Source organism: Legionella fallonii LLAP-10 (genome assembly GCF_000953135.1).
Classification (GTDB): domain Bacteria; phylum Pseudomonadota; class Gammaproteobacteria; order Legionellales; family Legionellaceae; genus Legionella; species Legionella fallonii.
The window spans coordinates 41,197-58,100 of the sequence record NZ_LN614828.1 but is presented as its reverse complement, the minus strand read 5'-3'; the positions used below and the strand labels follow the sequence as shown (position 1 = coordinate 58,100).

The window sequence follows — 16,904 nt, the reverse complement described above, 5'->3', positions numbered from 1 at the left end:
GTGGTTACTCCTTGTTTTCAGAAGAATTATTATCCTCTTCATCATCTGATTTGTGATGATGCTTGCCTCCACCATGTCCTTTATGCATGAACAAATGCATCAGTGGGCAAAGTAAAATAAGAAGCAAAAAAGGCGAGGCGCCAAGGAGGCTTGCGATATGAGCCCCATGCTCAGTAATGAGATAATAGCCGATAATTACAATAATTATTAGGGCAATAACCCCAGGAGGAGTGCGCCAAAAGTGTTTCTCTTTTTGTGGCTTCTGTTGTGGATGATACGGGTGTTCCGATGACATGATGCATCTCCTTTTAAATTAATCCTGAATATTATAACCGCCATCCACGTAGATGATTTGGCCCGTAATGTATCGGGCTTGATTGGATATGAGAAAGGCAGTGGCCTCACCAATCGCATCAATAGTAACCAGCTGATGCAAAGGCGCTTCTTGGGCTGCTTTTTCCATCAAATTGTCAAAATCTGCCAATCCTGATGCGGCACGCGTGTTGATGGGGCCTGGAGAAATGGCGTTGACTCGAATCTTTTTACTACCAAGTTCCATCGCTAAATAGCGCACTGAGGTTTCAAGTGCTGCTTTGACTGGCCCCATGAGATTGTAGTTTTTTACTACTTTGTCAGCGCCATAATAACTCATTGTGATTATTGAGCCTCCATCGGTCATCAGCGGCTCAGCAGCTTTTGCCAAGCGGATGAACGAATGACACGAGATATCCATGGCAATCATAAAACCATCGCGTGAACAATCCACGACACGACCTTGTAGATCAGACTTAGGCGCAAAAGCAATCGCATGAATCATAAAATCCAGGGTTCCCCAATGGGTTTTGATACTCTGAAACAAGGCATCCAATTGAGAGTCATCCATAACATCAAGTGGCATAAAGAGAGGACAAGAAATTCCATCAACTAAGGGTTGCACGTACTGTTTTGTTTTCTCATTCTGATAAGTGATGGCAAGCTCTGCACCTGCTTCATGCAAGACTTTAGCACATCCCCAGGCAATAGAATGCTCGTTCGCCACTCCAACAATCAGTCCTTTTAAATAAGTCATCAGTTATTTTCCTTACTGCTTTCGAGAAGCGACAGAGTGTGCATCGCCATAATTCGTTCTTCATTCGCCGGGATAATGTGCATTTCAAATGGCTTAAGAAATGCAAGATGGTGCAAAATAGTATTACGTACAAAGGCTGAGTTTTCACCAATTCCGCCAGTAAATACAACGCCATCGACACCACCCAATGCCACCGCCATCATGCCCATCCATTGGGCTGTTCTCATACAAAAATAATCAAGTGCAAATCGTGCTTCAGGCTCAACGCTATGTTGCAACAGACGGACATCCTGCGTCCAGTGTGACAATCCAAGAAGTCCAGACTCATGATAAAGGATAGACTCTATTTCTTCAGGAGACAGATGAAGCTCACGCATCATATAAATCACAGCGCCTGGATCAAGACTCCCACAACGTGTGCCCATTGGTAAGCCATCAAGGGCTGTCATGCCCATAGTCGTATCCACACTGATGCCATGATGCATCGCACAGAGACTCGCACCATTGCCAAGATGGGCTGCGATAATTCGTCCACTTGCTAATTTGGGTTCATTTTGCTGTAACGTATAAGCAATCCATTCATAAGAAAGACCATGAAAACCATAACGACGAATGCCTTGGTCGCGCAGTATTTGCGGTAGGGCATACTCCGTAAACAAAGGCTCGTGATGGGCATGAAAGGCTGAATCAAAACAAGCGATTTGCATGACCTCTGGCCTAAGTTCGCTAATCATTTTAATTGCCGCAAGGTTATGCGGTTGATGCAAGGGGGCTAAGGGACATAATGCCTCCAGTTGGATCATCACGTCCGGGGTGATGCGCGCACTGCTGGTGAAGTAAGTACCACCATGAACTACTCGATGAGCCACCGTACTCACCTGCCAGCTTTGATTTTGCGCTTCCATCCAGTGCAGAATAAAACGCAAGGCGCTTTCAGGAGTAGTGTCAGCAGGAAGTACTGTGTTATCCACATGATTCTGAGTATGGCGCGTTTCATGGGTTACTGTAAATAAGGGTTTGCTCTCAAAATCATACACTTTGCCTTGCGCGAGAAGAGGTAGCGCTGGCTCCCTAGCAAACACTTGAAATTTGACGCTGGAGGAACCGGCATTAATCACCAGAATGCATTCTTTTGATTTGCGTGTCATTTAATTTTTCCCGCCTTGCGTGCCGCCGCCAACTTGACGGCCAAGGCACAAGAGAAGAGCCGAGTCCGTAAGGAATCGGCACGACTCACTAAAATGATGGGCACACGTGCACCTAGAACAATACCGGCAGCATCCGCATGGCCTAAAAAAGTAAGCTGCTTTGCCAAAATGTTACCCGACTCAATTTCAGGGACGAGCAGGATATCGGCATCTCCTGCAACTGATGAAACAATGCCTTTATCCTCTGCAGCTCCCCTGCTAATGGCATTATCAAACGCCAGTGGTCCATCAAGAATGCCATCGGTGATTTGGCCACGCTCCGCCATTTTACATAAGATTGCGGCATCAACCGTCGCTTGCATCTTAGGATTAATCAACTCGACCGCTGCAAGAATGGCTACTTTGGGTTTTTTATCTTCACCGCATAAGACACGCCAAAGATTAATTGCGTTTTGACAGATATCTGCCTTCTCGCTCGCACTGGGCGCAATATTAATCGCAGCATCGGTAATAATGAGTGGTTTATGATAAGAGGGAATATCCATGACATAAGCGTGGCTAATCCGATATTGAGTTCTCAGGTTGGAAGTCGCAGGCACAATAGCAACTAACAACTCATGAGTGGTCAAAGCACCTTTCATAATGGCATCTACTGTACCAGTCGCTGCTAACTCCGCAGCTACGCTGGCTGCAGCATCACTATGCTCCGTATCAATAATTTCCCACTCAGAGATATCAATTTTAGCCTCAGTAGCGGCTGACTTAATTTTTTCTATTGGGCCAATTAATACCGGGATCATAAGCTTAGCTTTCACCGCATCAGCTACTGCTTCCACCACATTGGCTTTTACCGGATGGACCACCGCGGTACGAATCCTTCCCATACATTGACAGGTTTGAATGATGGCTTGAAAACGATCATGATTATGAATTTCCACCTGAGGCAGATTCGCTTTGGCGACTCGTATTTTTTGTGTTGGTGCGAGCACAGTAGCCATACCTTCGATCACGATTTCGCCGCGCTGATTTACCCCCTTGCAATCTAACGTGACGATGGCTTGCTTAGCCCGTTTGTCACGGACAATAAGCGTGATGGTAATCGTGTCGCCAATGCGTACTGGTTTTTTAAATTGGATATCTTGCTCAAGATAAATCGTTCCTGGCCCCGGTAAAATGGTTCCGAGCAATGCCGAAATCAGCGAACCAGACCACATGCCATGCCCCACAATGCCATGAAAAATATCGCTTTGGGCGAATTTGGGATCCATATGCGCCGGATTCACATCACCGGACATGGCCGCAAAAAGCTCGATGTCCTTTTGAGTGAGCGTCCTGCTCAGGCTCGCCTGCTGCCCCATGGTAAGCTCATCAAAAGTGACATTCTCCAGAAATTCCTTATCCATCATAGTTCCTTTATTTTTGCATCACATAACTGCCAGGAGCTAAGGGCAGCGCGTTATCGATGGCAGGCGGGGAAATCCGCTTTGGGGTATCTTGCCGCACCAGCCAATCATGTAAAGCGTGCCACCAGGAATCCTCTCGCTTTTCTGCTTTATTTAACCAGCGAGGAGGGCTTAAATAAGCGTCACCCTTTTTGCGTTCATGAATACGATAATAACATCCGGGACGACCTGGTTCGCTGACAACCCCTGCATTATGCCCACCACTGGTCAAAATAAAGGTGGTATCACCATTAGCCATCAGATGAATTTTATATACCGATTGCCAAGGCGCCACGTGGTCTTTTTCAGTACCTACCGCAAAAATAGGCAATTGAATGTTTTCAGCAGCAACCGGCTCGCCTTCCACAGTGAAGCGTCCCTCAGCAAAATCATTGTTTAAGAAGAGCTGTTCAAGGTATTCACTATGCATTTTGTAAGGCATACGGGTGGCATCTGCGTTCCACGCGAGCAAATCAATGGTGCCGCGGCGCACCCCGTGCATGTAATCCTGAATCATTTTAGACCAAATCAAATCATAGGCACGCAACATCTGAAAGGAACCCGCCATTTGTTTGGTATCAAGATAGCCTTGCTCCCACATCATGTTCTTGAGAAAAGCAACTTCACTGTCGGTGACAAAAAGCATCAATTCTCCCGCTTCGGTGAAATCGCCTTGCGCAGCAAGTAACGTGAGACTGTTAAGACGATTATCTCCATCGCGTACCATCGCCGCGGCTGTAATCATTGCCAATGTGCCACCTAAACAGTAGCCCATCAGATTAATTTTTGTTTGCGGAAACAAAGCAGAAACCGCATTTATGGCCGCCATTGCCCCTTGTCGGTAATAATCATCCATCCCTAAATCACGATCGTCGCCATTGGGGTTACGCCATGAAATAATAAACACGGTGTGCCCCTGACCAACAAGCCATTTAACCAGTGAATTATTGGGGGATAAATCCAAAATATAATATTTCATAATCCATGCTGGAATTATTAACACCGGCTCTTTAAATACCGTTTTGGTTTGTGGCTCATATTGAATGAGTTCAATTAAATGATTCTGAAAGACCACACGTCCTGGAGTAATCGCTACACCCTTACCGGGTATAAACTCTTCCGCGCCAGCAGGTGGTGCACCGGTTAGCCTATCGAGCATGTCCTGAATCGCTAGTTCAGTGCCATGAATCAAATTAAATCCATTGGAATGAATCGTTTCGTAGAACAAATCAGGGTTAGTCCAGGCAAAATTAGAAGGAGAACATGCATCAAGGAATTGGCGTGCCCAAAAAGAAACGGTGCGTTCAACCGATTTAGGTAATCCTGGAACCTGGGTTGTGGCACGTCGCCACCAATCTTCAACTTGCAAAAATTGCTCAGCAAACAACCGCCAGGGCATGGCTTGCCAGCTTTCTTTATGAAAGCGAACGTCTTTACCCCCTGCAGCACGGTCCACGCAGAGCACATTATTAATGCAATCATGCGAGTGCAAAGCTGGATAAAGTGCTAACTCCAATAAGAGTCCGGGTGACTGTTCCAATTGCACTAGCCAAGAAAAGAAGGCAATCCTCAGAGCTGCTGGGCTCATTCCTGCTGTTGCCTTACCCAGATTTGCCTGAAAAAATTGAGTGAGAAAGCTAAAAAAATGAGCGAGTTCATCTGAATCGCTAACCGAGCAACACGGCATAGAGGCATTTGATGACGTCAGTTCCTTCTGGGAAGTTGGTGTCTCCTCGTTGGAGCAGCATTTTTTCCTTGGTTCATTCATGTCGTATATCCGTCCTTGGTATAATTATGAATCAGGGTTGTAGTCTTGGGTGGCTCAATTGGCTCCAGCGATTTGCTTCTAATTTCTGCTCACTAAAACAAAAAACGTTTTCGCAAATTCAATGAATCCATTAGAATCATAGCATAATCATGATGCAATAAATTCTTCTAGGCCCTTCTCCTTAGTATTTATATTTAATTTATGTCGTAAATTTACGTAACGCAATATTGCGACTCGCAAATTTACGAGTTATAACGAATTAAAAAATAAGGCTGTTGATTTGACTTAGAGCCTTTGTGATTGCCTCCATTTATTGTCCAGTAATTAAAGTAGCGTGGCGCTGAAGTTGTAATGATTTGTATTTTATGTGAACCTAAAAATCCCCTCTAAAGCAAATGATTGTTGATTGTGACTTGTTGTAATATCGTTTTTATTCAGAAAAGAACTGACGTTAGAAAAATCACGTCGAGTTTCTGCACGAAACTCAAGATTTTTAATAGGAAAATAGCTCAATGTTACAGTGAGCTCATCCCAAGTTTGAGCGACTCCCGTGCGATAACCATTTCTATCAGAAAAAATTTCTCCACGTAAGGAGGTTCGCCATTTCTGATTCAATTGATAATTCACATATCCAGCAATACCTTGCCAGACTGCTTCTGCTATAGTGCCATTTGGAAGCGCGGCTTTCGTTTGTAGCGCACCATCATAGTTAATTACAAAACTTAACTGTTCCGTGATTGTGAGCGTGGCAATTAAATCAATCAGAGAGCGCTGCCCTGTAGGACCGCTTGATGTCCTTTCAGCAACACGCTGTTGACCCGAATAAGCATAAGCTGCTAAAGAAAACTTGGGGTTAAACGTATATGAGGCGCCCAATTCAATGGTTTTCTGACGACTCGTATCACGAATATTGTCCCAACCATTATTGATACCGCCTACCAAGGTGAGTTGATTGTTTGGAATATAGAAAACTCTAAATCCCGTCACGGTAAAAGGTTCTGCATAACCCCAGAGAATAGAGCGAGAAAAATTGGTATCATTATAAGAAAAGAGATTTTCAGCACCGGCTAATTCAATAAAACTTCCTCCCATGAAAGTCAAAGAACCGCTTGCATACTGCATATAAGCTTGTGGCATTGCAAGGGAACGAATATTCCAACCATAGGGTGCAAAAATATTGGGATCACTTCCTGCTACAGGCGTCATTAAACCGCCAAACCCTTGTTGCGGTTGATACGCCAAGGTAATACCCGCTTGTTGGAGTGTTAATCCATTCGGGTTGATGTCAAAGACGCGATCATAGGTGCCACTAGCAAACTTATTGCTGTTTTGAAGATAATTATAGGAACCATCAACATAACCCGAGAATTTAAAGTCAGATGGAGTTTTCGCTGTCGAAGGAGCGTGTTGCATCTTGGCTAAGGCTATTCCGGGTACTAAAAAAATAAATAGGATCAAAGCCATTCGCTGATGCATAGTGAATCATCCTAGTTATGAAACACCAGGACCATTTGTTGGGAAGTGTTCTGGATATTCATCACTTACTCACCGGACTCCTTTATTTCAGTTATTTTTGATTCTTGCCATATTAAAAAAACAGCCGGAATCACAATAAGTGTGAGTAGGGTTGCGGTAATCATGCCACCGACCATGGGTGCAGCAATACGACGCATGACTTCAGAACCTGTGCCACCACCAATCATAATGGGCAACAAACCACCAATAATAGCGAGTACCGTCATCATCTTAGGCCTTAGACGAAGCAGTGCCCCTTCAATCACGGCACTGCGCACATTGGCTTTGGTGAGCGCACGTCCCTCTTGCTGGGCCAGTTGTTGCTGCTTTAGAAGTGCTTGATCAAGATAAATAAGCATAATGACCCCTGTTTCAGCAGAGACACCCGCCAAAGCAATAAATCCAACTCCAACCGCAATCGATAGATAATATCCGAGTAAATAAATAAACCATACTCCACCCACGAGCGCTAAAGGTAAGGTGCCAAGAATTATGAATACTTCCGAAAAGCGACCAAAATTTAAGTAAAGTAAGACAATAATGATAAGCAGAGTCAGCGGGATAACAATCATAAGCCGTGCTTCAGCACGTTCCATATACTGGTATTGCCCTGACCATAATAAAGAATACCCAGGAGGCAATGAGATGTTCTGTTTCACTGCCTGTTGGGCTGCTTTCGTGTATGAGCCGAGATCGCGTCCTGCTATATCGACATAAACCCAACCTGCGGGACGCGTATTCTCCGTTTTAATCATATCCGGACCATCGGTCACCGATAAGGTTGCAACGGCCTCTAAAGGAATATGGGCACCAGTGGGAGTCACAATAGGTAATTGGCGCAATTGCGCCACTGAATCACGCACAAACTGGGGATAACGCAAATTCACCGGATAGCGCTCAAGTCCTTCGACGGTCTGCGTGATGTTCATGCCGCCCACCGCATTTTCAATCATCTCTTGCACATCGCGGATGTTTAAGGCATAACGAGAGGCTTTGAGTCGGTCAATGTCCACATTCACGTAGCGCGCACTCACTACTCGTTCTGCAAACACCGATGCAGTACCTGGCAAAGGCTTTAGTACTTGTTCAATTTTCTCTCCTATCTCTTGAATGACTTTTAAATCAGGACCAATAATTTTAATTCCCAAAGGCGTTTTAATGCCGGTCGCTAACATATCAATCCGATTACGAATGGGCATGACCCAAACATTGGTCACACCGGGTATTTGCACATGTCTATCCAACTCGTCTCTAATTTTTTCAAAAGTCATTCCAGGACGCCATTCACTCTGTGGTTTAAATTGAATGGTGGTCTCAATCATCGACATGGATGCAGGATCGGTTGCTGTTTCTGCATGCCCAATTTTCCCAAACGCTGATTTGACTTCGGGAACGGTAAGAATTAATTTATCGATCTGCTGGATTAATTGCTGCGCTTTACCCACTGCAATCGCTGGGAACGTCGTTGGCATATACAGCAAATCGCCTTCGTTTAAAGGCGGCATAAATTCAGAGCCTAAGCGGGTGACTGGCCAAAAGCCAATGAGTACAAGGACAAAGGCAATCACTAAAATCGTCTTGGGCGCTTTAAGCACCGCATGAATAACCGGTTGATAAACCGCTTGCAAGGCACGATTTAAGGGATTTTCTGTTTCCGGTCGAATACGACCGCGAATCAGATAGCCCATCAGCACAGGAACTAAAGTAATCGACAAGGCTGCCGCACAGGCCATGGCATAGGTTTTGGTAAAGGCTAAGGGTGAAAAGAGACGACCTTCTTCGGCTTGTAACGTAAATATAGGCAGAAAACTAAACATGATAATCAGCAAAGAAAAAAAGAGCGAGGGCCCAACTTGCAAGGTGGCTTCTTGAATAATTTGCCAACGATTTTCTTTGGTCACTACAGTCTGCTCAAAATGCTTATGCACATTTTCAATCATAACAATGGCAGCATCGACCATCACCCCAATAGCAATAGCAATGCCCCCTAAAGACATGATGTTTGCCGTAATGCCTTGCCAATACATAATAATAAAGGAAGCCAAGATACCGATTGGCAAGGTAATCACAATGACTAAAGCAGAACGCAAATGAAATAAAAAAGCAAAACAAATCAAGGATACTAAGACGAATTCCTCAATCAATTTATCATTGAGGGTATTCACTGCGCGTTGAATCAGGCTTGAGCGATCATAGGTTTCAACAATGTTCACACCCGGTGGCAGACTGTCTTTTAACTCCGCCAATTTTGCCTTAACATTTTGTATGGTTTTCATGGCATTTTCACCAAAACGCATGATGATGACGCCACCCACCACTTCACCTTTGCCATTGAGCTCTGCGATACCGCGACGATTTTCAGGACCCAGCCTCATGGTTGCCACATCAGATAAGAGGATGGGCGTTCCTTGTTTCGAAACACCTAAAGGAATGTTTTCAAAATCAGTAGTTTTTTTGAGGTAGCCGCGAGCACGTATCATATAATCGGCTTCACCCATTTCAATGGTTGAGCCTCCTGCTTCTTGGTTGGCATCTCGAATGGCTGCAATCACTTGGGGTAGGGTTAAATCAAAAGCACGTAATTTGCTGGGATCAAGAATCACTTCATAACGGCGCACCATCCCGCCAATCCGTGCCACTTCAGAGACGCCTGGTACTTTCTGTAACTGAAACTTTAAATACCAATCTTGCAGAGTTGTTAACTGGGATAAATCATGCTTGCCTGTCGTATCCACCAAGGCGTATTCATAAACCCACCCCACCCCTGTTGCATCGGGTCCTAATGCGGTACTTGCATTCGGTGGTAACCGATTGGCAACCTGGCTTAAGTACTCAAGGACTCGGGAACGCGCCCAATACAGATCGGTTCCGTCTTTGAAAATCAAATAAATATACGAATCATCAAAGGCAGACTGGCCTCGCACCGTCACCGCCCCAGGGACTGCAATCATCTTGGTGGTCAAAGGATAGGTGACTTGGTCTTCAACAATTTGCGGGGCTTGGCCAGGATAGGTTGATTTAATAATCACTTGCACATCCGATAAATCAGGAATGGCATCCAGCGGTGTTTGTTTCAGAATATAAAGGCCTGAAAGAATTAATAAAAGGGTTGCCAGCAGGATAAAAGGCCGATTCTGGATGGACCAGCGAATAATAGCCGCAATCATGGACGATGACTCCCTGCATGGATTTTAATGTGCATTCATTTTCCCTTTTTTGCTTTGCTTGTCATTCATGCGCTGTAAACTTGCTTTTAAACTGGCCTCCGAATCAATCAAAAACTCTCCTGAGCTCACCACGCAGTCTCCTTTTTTTAATCCCGATAAAATCTCTATTCGGTCACCTGATTCAATGCCGGTGACTACGGGTTGAACTTGGAAGCGACCTTCACTCAAAGCAACAATCACATGAGCCCCCTCACCCGTTTGAATGATGGCCTCTTTGGGAATGCTCAACACCTGTTCCAAGGGTGTCAGGGACAAGGTAACCAGGGCATACATGTTGGGTTTTAAGTGATTGTCCGGATTGTCAAAGCGTAAGCGCACTTTAAGGGTACGTGTTTTCAGATTGAGCTGAGGGTAAACGTAGTCAATCCTGCCCTTCCAAGCTTTGCCAGGAAAAGCAGGGAATTGCGCTTCGGCCAATTGCCCTACTTTAAGCCATGAGGCTTGTTGCTCAAACACCTCCACAATAATCCAGATGGTTGATAAATCAATAATACTCATCATTTTCATTTCAGGCGTTATCCGCATGCCTTCGCGAACATTTAAGGTAGCCACAATGCCATTTTGCGGGCTAAAGATATCCACAAGCTGACTTGCTTTGCGCGTTTTTTTTAACTGTTGAATTTGTGTTTCGGCCATGCCAAGGGAAATTAATTTTTGCTGCGAGGCATCAATCAGGGTCGACTCCTTGGTTTCAAGCGCAATTAAATATTCTTCTTCGGCATTGACCAGGGTTCGTGAATAAAGCTGCATGAGTAATTGGCCTTGGGTCACAGGAGCTTCGGTTGTTTTGACGACAAGATTTCGAATCCAACCATCAACATAAGCGTTAATGTTACTAATAAGATTTTCGTTCGAGGTCACATAGCCCACAGTGTCAATTTTTCGGACAAGCGTTCCTTTTCTGACAGGTGCGGTACGCACCCCGAGATTATCCACAATCTCAGGGGCTATGCGTACGGTTATTTTGCCATTGGTTGTCGCCCCTTCATTATCAGAATAAACGGGCACCAGTTTCGTCCCCATGGAAGAAAGGCCTGGCTTATTGTACCGAATCATGGGATTCATGGGGTCAATCCAATACATGGGCTTTCCTTTTTCATTGTTCGCATGTTCTTGATTCGTCGTTTTTTCAGTAGGGAAAGCGCATTTTTTCACTAAAAAAATGACTGCCAGTAACACAATAAGGAGTGCGACTATTTTCAGCTTCATCCTGTTTTTCCTTCTAGGTAGAGTAGTGTTACCCGTGTTTTAAGCTGCTCAATTTCAACATTTAATTGCTCCAACTGGATATTGAGTTCTCCGCTGTAGGCACGCAATACTGTATTCATGTCCGTTGTGGCACTTTGGTACGCCAGCAAGGCTGCTTTGGCATTTTGCTTGGCTTCTGGCATCAGCTTTTGCGTAAAGACTGCGTCACGTCGTATGAGCTGCTGCCAAGCAGCATACGAGCTGATGAGCATTTCCATTAAATCGCGAAAGTGGGCATTTCTGTCCAAGAATGCCGATTCTAAATGAAGAAATTGTTCCCTTAGACGTGGTGTTTGGCGATGCTTGGGGAAAATGGGTAAATCAACGGTAACTTGCGCGGTCAACATATTGGAACGGGGCGTCCCATCGGGCATGCGGCCTTGTCTCACCCCATAATTCACATCAAAAACCACTCCGGGTTTAAATTGCTCTTTTGCTAAAGCCACTGCTTCGCGATTGGCCTGAATGGAACCTAAATCTGCTTTTAATAAAGGATGACTTTTTATGTTATTTTTTAATGTACTTAATGATGGGAGGTGGGGTAACTTAGGTAACTTAGCGGCCAGCGGACGTCTTGCCTCTTCTTGCCCTATCCAACGTCCGAGTTTTGCACGCACTTGTTCTATTTGCTGGGTGATTTGAACTTGTTGTTCGTCTAATTGGGATAGTTCTACTTCCACCTGCAGTACGTCCGATTGGGTAGCTATAGCTTGCGCATATTGCGATTTGGCGACTTTAAGTAAGTACACAAACAAACGACGATTCGCCTGAACAATATGAGCTGCTTGCTGCCAATAGTACAATTCAAGCCAGGCCTCATGTGCTGTACGGGCTAGAGCCAGCTTTTGTTCTTGAAATCGCGCACGATAGACCACCGCTTCTGCTTTGGTCCTTCGTGACTTGATAGCTAAAGAATGTCCTGGCGGAAGTCGTTGCTCTAATCCACCCATGATCATCGTCATCTCATCTTGTGTAAAGCTGAAGTTATTGGTAGGCACGTTAATAGTCCCTGCCATCAGCTTCGGATCGGGTAATTGACGATCCGCGATGGCTTTCTGATCTAAAGCTTCCGCCTCAGTACACAAACGTTTCAGTTCAGGAGAAAACAAAATGGCAAGCCGACCTGCTTCGGAAAAAGAAAGGGGCGTTGACAAAGTAGTGGCATACGTATTTAAATAAAATACAGAAAAAAGGACTACGGTGATGCCACCTAGCCTTTTCTTCAATGCGATGATTGATTGAACACATAACCCCATGAAGCAAATATCCCTATCACTTATGAACCACTTTAGTGTCACTTGAGTTATCCGAATTTCCAAATTGGGATAGTGTTTTTATGGCGTGTCCACAAGCAGCCTAAAACATTTAAATGTGCGTTTGAGTATATCATTGTATAGCAAGGTACGTAAAATGGATTGTTTATTTAGTGCCAATAAGCGCTTCCGCACTCAACATAATAATCTGAATTTCTTCCGTAATTTCTTCTTGACGCAGCAAATTAAGATATTCTTTTAATGAGTTCTTTTTACTTTCTAAACGATCTAACGAGCTATTCAAATGAAAGAGCCTTTGATGATTTTCTGCAAAAAACGATTGATAAAAAACCGAATAACACATGGAAAATAGGTAATGATCCACAAATTCAGCTAAAAATTGCTCATGAGCTAAATTGAGTAGCGGTGGAATGGAACCATGATTTGCATCGTTGGCGCAAAACTCTTTGAAGGGTTGCATGGTTTTTGCTTGAATTTGATTGTGTTCTTCCTCATTGCACAGAATGTCCCACTGCCAGGAATGCAAGGCAATATGTCTTTGGGAGGACACTTTCTCTAAAGTTTGTAACAGGTTTAAAATCACGGCTGGAATTTCTTCAATGGCATTAGGCCCATCGATTGTGGCCATGACTCGAGCATCATCCGCCATTTTTAAGGCAAGTTTACGCCCGACCACAATGAGTGCTGGGTTAAATTCAGCATTGCGCTCTTTTAAAGTATCTAACTGATGCATCACATTATCATTAAAACTGCCGCAAAAGCCTCTTTCTGAGCCGATGAGAATATAAATCGCAGGATGAGCTTCTTGTTGATTCGTGGGAAAAATAGGATAAAAGCTTAAAAAATCACGGCTCACCTCACGAAGTGTTTGCATGACTTGTTCCTGCAGGACAAGAACTTTAGTGATTTTATTCATTTCAATGAAACACAAATTTTTCATGGCGGTCATGATGTCACCAATTTCTTCTAAGGTATGAAGGTGCTCTTTTAGTTTAGTTCGTTTCGTCATAAAATCTTCCGTGAGTTAAAGGATAGGTTAAGCCTTAGCCATTTAACCAGCTTTTTACCGCATTCTTCCATTGTTCTCGTGAGCTTCCTAAAGTCAAGTCGGTCTTTTTTAGTTCTTGTTCTATTTTTTTGAGAACAGGTGGAATCTCTTCTACAGTCAATGGGTCCAATAAACCGTCGTTGTAGGCAATAAGCCAGGCTTGTTGAAACTCAATAGGCAGCGGTGATAGTCTGTCTTGCTTCAATATTTCTCTTAAAAGTCGTCCCTTTTGAATCTGCTTTTGCATTTTGGCATCCAGCCGTGCACCAAAGCGGGTAAAAATTTCTAAATCAAGAAATTGCATGTAATCCAGTTTCATTCTCCCGGCTTCTTTTTTAATTTGTGGATGCTGGGCTTTACCACCAACGCGTGAAACGGATTTGGTGATATCAATGGCTGGAAGAAAGCCTGAAGAAAAGAGTTTTTCATCAAAAAAGATTTGTCCATCGGTGATGGAGATGAGATTGGTCGGAATATACGTTGCAATTTCACCTTCTTTGGTTTCAATAATCGGTAGTGTAGTCATACTGCCGCCACCCATTTCAGCAGACAAGCAAGTGGAGCGCTCTAACAAACGTGAATGAAGATAAAAAATATCTGCAGGAAAGGCTTCGCGTCCAGGAGGTCTGCGCAGTAAAAGGGAAAGCTCTCGATAACTGTTCGCATGGGCACTCAAATCATCATAAACCACTAGCGTATCTAAACCCTTGTTCATCCAGTGTTCGGCAATGGCGCAGCCCGCGAATGGGGCAAGATAGAGAAATCCTGGTAATGCCGTTGCTTGGGCCACCACAATGGTTGTATAGTCTAGGGCATTAGCCTCTTTTAATAATTGAATGGTATTGCTTACGGTCGAGCGCTTTTGGCCAATCAATACATAAACACAACGTACATTTTGATTTTTTTGGTTAATGACCACATCAATGGCCAGCGAACTTTTTCCAAGCCCATTATCCCCGATAATTAACTCCCGCTGCCCTTTACCCATGGGAATTAAATTATCAATAATTTTATTCCCCGTATAAAAGGGACGATTCACAAAATCACGATGAATGATGGGTGGGGACAACATATCCAATAAACCCTGTTCCTCACATTGAGGCACTTCACCGCCATCTAACGGATTGCCTAAAGGGTCAATTACTCGCCCAAGCAGTTTATCGCCTACAGGGAGACTCAAGGCGCGCTTCAAATGAAACATGGCGGTGCCTGCTTTTAATTTTTTCGTTTGCACCAACATAATCGCGCCCACCAAATCTTCCATGAGATGAAAAACCATCGCGATACAACAACCATCGACTGAAATTAAAATTTCATCGATGGCAGCAGTGGGTAATCCCTTAATCCAAATAATGCCATCGCCTACTGAAACAACCTGTCCTTGCTCCGAGACTCTGATTTGAAATTGATAATCCTCAATACGCTGCCGCGTTTTATCAATCAACGAAGGACGATTAGACAAGTCCATTTTTGCTCTCCGTAAAGAATTTGAGTTCATCGCGAAGATTGGCCTGCAAAACCACTGAGCCCATTTGAATGGTTAATCCTGCAAGCAGAGTCGGATTTTCAGTAAAACGTGCGCTAAGTTTTTGAGGCACGAATTGTTCCATGGCTTGTATGAGATGCTGCCGTTGCTGTTCCTTGATGGGAAAGGCACTTTGGATGCATACACTGTCTTCTTCAGAGACTGCACTCATCGATTGCCATTGTTTGATTGGGAAAGAAGCGAGGTCCTCAATGGTTTTTGCAATGATTTTCTCTTCAAGACGAGCATCAGCAAAGTCGATGACGAGTTTTGCGGCAAATTTACCCGCCAAAAGCAAGGCTTCTCGTTCCTTTTTTTCAATGAGTACGGCGAGTTGTTGCTTCTCATGGGCAAAAACCTGCTCTTTTTCTTCACGCAATTGGTGTTCAAAACGAAGTTTTTCTTCCGCTTTCCATTGTTCCAATTCTTCTTGCAAGGTACTTTGCAGCGTTGTTTTCTCTTGTTGCCAATCGGTGAGACGATGCTCATAGTTTATTTGTAACTGGGTCGCTTCATTGTGTAGAGTTTGAGCCGTTGTTAATTGTTCTTGCACTGTTTTTTTTCTCTCTACAATGGTTTTTTGGATGGGTGCATAAAGAAAATGCTTTAAAATCCAAATCAGGACTAGAAAATTAATGACTTCTAATGAAAAAGTTGACCAAGACAGTTCCATTTATTTTATCCCTGCTGATTAACAAAATAAGACAATAATGGATTTCTAAAGAGAATAATCAATACAATCACCAAACAATAAATGGCTAACGATTCAATCATAGCCAAACCAATAAATAAGGTTCTGGTGATGGATTTTTCAGCCTCCGGTTGTCGTGCCAAAGCATCCAGTGCCTGACTAATCGCACGCCCCATAGCGAGCGCCGGACCTATGGTTCCGATAGCAATCGCGAGTGCTGCTATAACGGTTGATGCTAAACTAAACCAACTGATACCATTCATGATGATTCTCCTTGCTTCTTCAGCTCGTGTGATTGAATTCCCCCAGCAATATAAATTAAAGCGAGCATCCCAAAAATATACGCCTGGATAATGGCCTCAATAATATGCAACATGAGGATGGGGATAGGGGCTAAAAATCCGGCAATCATAAGTACAATCAATGCGGTTAATTGCAAGCTCATCACATTACCGAATAAGCGTACTGCCAAGGCCAACGTTCGAGAGACCTCACTGATTAAATGAAACGGCAACAAAAAAGGCGTGGGTTTAAGATAATGCTTTAAATAATCGCGTAGCCCTTCGGCACGAATGCCAAACCAATGCACTGATAAAAAAGTCAAAATTGCAAGGGAGGCCGTCACCGATAAATCAGCCGTCGGGGCATAAAATCCCGGAATCACCCCAATTAAGTTGGATGTAAGGATAAAAATCCACAAGGTGGCCACAAAAGGAAACACCAAATCCACATGGGCAGGCAGTACTTCTTTAATTGCATCATGCATGGTGCTCAAAATTCCTTCTAAAATAACCTGGCAAGTACCGGGTTGAAGGGATGGTTTTCGCGTTGAAACCCAGGCAAAAAGAAATAAAGCCAGCATAATAAGCCAGGTAGTCAATAGGCTTTGGCTGATGTTGAGCCACCCTAGTGAAAATGCAAAGCGCGCTAAAAATCCTTCTGAGCCCAC

The 16,904-nt window shown here is 44.0% G+C and carries 14 protein-coding genes; all 14 read right to left on the bottom strand.

Going from position 1 to position 16,904, the window contains the following annotated elements; translation table 11 throughout:
* Positions 1-4: 4 nt before the first annotated feature.
* The 14 genes from LFA_RS17695 to LFA_RS17630 all read right to left on the bottom strand — a co-directional run bounded on the left by LFA_RS17695 (position 5) and on the right by LFA_RS17630 (position 16,904).
* On the bottom strand, positions 5-295 hold the full coding sequence (locus LFA_RS17695) for a DUF2933 domain-containing protein (protein ID WP_045097776.1): 291 nt from the start codon (positions 293-295) through the stop codon (positions 5-7).
* Positions 296-313: 18 nt separating this feature from the next.
* Complete coding sequence (gene fabI / locus LFA_RS17690) at positions 314-1,069, bottom strand: enoyl-ACP reductase FabI (RefSeq protein ID WP_045097775.1); 756 nt, start codon at positions 1,067-1,069, stop codon at positions 314-316.
* A complete protein-coding gene (locus LFA_RS17685) occupies positions 1,069-2,217 on the bottom strand; it encodes an acetate/propionate family kinase (protein ID WP_045097774.1) in 1,149 nt (382 codons plus the stop codon). Before LFA_RS17685 ends, fabI begins: the two co-directional genes overlap by 1 nt.
* A complete protein-coding gene (locus LFA_RS17680) occupies positions 2,214-3,620 on the bottom strand; it encodes a bifunctional enoyl-CoA hydratase/phosphate acetyltransferase (RefSeq protein ID WP_045097773.1) in 1,407 nt (468 codons plus the stop codon). Before LFA_RS17680 ends, LFA_RS17685 begins: the two co-directional genes overlap by 4 nt.
* Positions 3,621-3,630: 10 nt before the next feature.
* Positions 3,631-5,427, bottom strand: a complete 1,797-nt coding sequence (locus LFA_RS17675; protein ID WP_045097772.1) for a PHA/PHB synthase family protein — start codon at positions 5,425-5,427, stop codon at positions 3,631-3,633.
* Between the two features lie 363 nt (positions 5,428-5,790).
* The gene (locus LFA_RS17670) at positions 5,791-6,903 is read right to left on the bottom strand and encodes an outer membrane beta-barrel protein (protein WP_045097771.1); all 1,113 of its coding nucleotides are present in this window, start codon (positions 6,901-6,903) and stop codon (positions 5,791-5,793) included.
* 65 nt (positions 6,904-6,968) lie between these two features.
* Complete coding sequence (locus LFA_RS17665; protein WP_045097770.1) at positions 6,969-10,109, bottom strand: efflux RND transporter permease subunit; 3,141 nt, start codon at positions 10,107-10,109, stop codon at positions 6,969-6,971.
* A gap of 24 nt (positions 10,110-10,133) precedes the next feature.
* Complete coding sequence (locus LFA_RS17660; RefSeq protein WP_045097769.1) at positions 10,134-11,378, bottom strand: efflux RND transporter periplasmic adaptor subunit; 1,245 nt, start codon at positions 11,376-11,378, stop codon at positions 10,134-10,136.
* Complete coding sequence (locus tag LFA_RS17655) at positions 11,375-12,673, bottom strand: TolC family protein (protein ID WP_052674065.1); 1,299 nt, start codon at positions 12,671-12,673, stop codon at positions 11,375-11,377. Before LFA_RS17655 ends, LFA_RS17660 begins: the two co-directional genes overlap by 4 nt.
* Positions 12,674-12,836: 163 nt before the next feature.
* Complete coding sequence (locus LFA_RS17650) at positions 12,837-13,700, bottom strand: F0F1 ATP synthase subunit gamma (RefSeq protein WP_045097768.1); 864 nt, start codon at positions 13,698-13,700, stop codon at positions 12,837-12,839.
* Positions 13,701-13,734: 34 nt separating this feature from the next.
* Positions 13,735-15,207 carry a F0F1 ATP synthase subunit alpha gene (locus LFA_RS17645; RefSeq protein WP_045097767.1) on the bottom strand — a complete coding sequence of 491 codons (1,473 nt, stop codon included), beginning with the start codon at positions 15,205-15,207 and terminating at the stop codon, positions 13,735-13,737.
* A complete protein-coding gene (locus LFA_RS17640) occupies positions 15,194-15,937 on the bottom strand; it encodes a F0F1 ATP synthase subunit delta (protein ID WP_045097766.1) in 744 nt (247 codons plus the stop codon). The genes LFA_RS17645 and LFA_RS17640 overlap by 14 nt, the downstream gene beginning before the upstream one ends.
* A gap of 5 nt (positions 15,938-15,942) precedes the next feature.
* A complete protein-coding gene (locus LFA_RS17635; protein ID WP_045097765.1) occupies positions 15,943-16,218 on the bottom strand; it encodes a F0F1 ATP synthase subunit C in 276 nt (91 codons plus the stop codon).
* Positions 16,215-16,904 carry a F0F1 ATP synthase subunit A gene (locus LFA_RS17630; RefSeq protein ID WP_045097764.1) on the bottom strand — a complete coding sequence of 230 codons (690 nt, stop codon included), beginning with the start codon at positions 16,902-16,904 and terminating at the stop codon, positions 16,215-16,217. Before LFA_RS17630 ends, LFA_RS17635 begins: the two co-directional genes overlap by 4 nt.

Excerpts from the sequence above, each read along its gene's own strand:
- LFA_RS17655 (WP_052674065.1), bottom strand. The coding sequence starts at position 12,673 with ATGGGGTTATGTGTTCAATCAATCATCGCATTGAAGAAAAGGCTAGGT.
- LFA_RS17675 (WP_045097772.1), bottom strand. The coding sequence starts at position 5,427 with ATGAATGAACCAAGGAAAAAATGCTGCTCCAACGAGGAGACACCAACT.
- LFA_RS17670 (WP_045097771.1), bottom strand. The coding sequence starts at position 6,903 with ATGCATCAGCGAATGGCTTTGATCCTATTTATTTTTTTAGTACCCGGA.
- LFA_RS17660 (WP_045097769.1), bottom strand. The coding sequence starts at position 11,378 with ATGAAGCTGAAAATAGTCGCACTCCTTATTGTGTTACTGGCAGTCATT.
- LFA_RS17635 (WP_045097765.1), bottom strand. The coding sequence starts at position 16,218 with ATGAATGGTATCAGTTGGTTTAGTTTAGCATCAACCGTTATAGCAGCA.
- LFA_RS17640 (WP_045097766.1), bottom strand. The coding sequence starts at position 15,937 with ATGGAACTGTCTTGGTCAACTTTTTCATTAGAAGTCATTAATTTTCTA.
- LFA_RS17665 (WP_045097770.1), bottom strand. The coding sequence starts at position 10,109 with ATGATTGCGGCTATTATTCGCTGGTCCATCCAGAATCGGCCTTTTATC.
- LFA_RS17645 (WP_045097767.1), bottom strand. The coding sequence starts at position 15,207 with ATGGACTTGTCTAATCGTCCTTCGTTGATTGATAAAACGCGGCAGCGT.
- fabI (WP_045097775.1), bottom strand. The coding sequence starts at position 1,069 with ATGACTTATTTAAAAGGACTGATTGTTGGAGTGGCGAACGAGCATTCT.
- LFA_RS17680 (WP_045097773.1), bottom strand. The coding sequence starts at position 3,620 with ATGGATAAGGAATTTCTGGAGAATGTCACTTTTGATGAGCTTACCATG.
- LFA_RS17685 (WP_045097774.1), bottom strand. The coding sequence starts at position 2,217 with ATGACACGCAAATCAAAAGAATGCATTCTGGTGATTAATGCCGGTTCC.
- LFA_RS17650 (WP_045097768.1), bottom strand. The coding sequence starts at position 13,700 with ATGACGAAACGAACTAAACTAAAAGAGCACCTTCATACCTTAGAAGAA.
- LFA_RS17695 (WP_045097776.1), bottom strand. The coding sequence starts at position 295 with ATGTCATCGGAACACCCGTATCATCCACAACAGAAGCCACAAAAAGAG.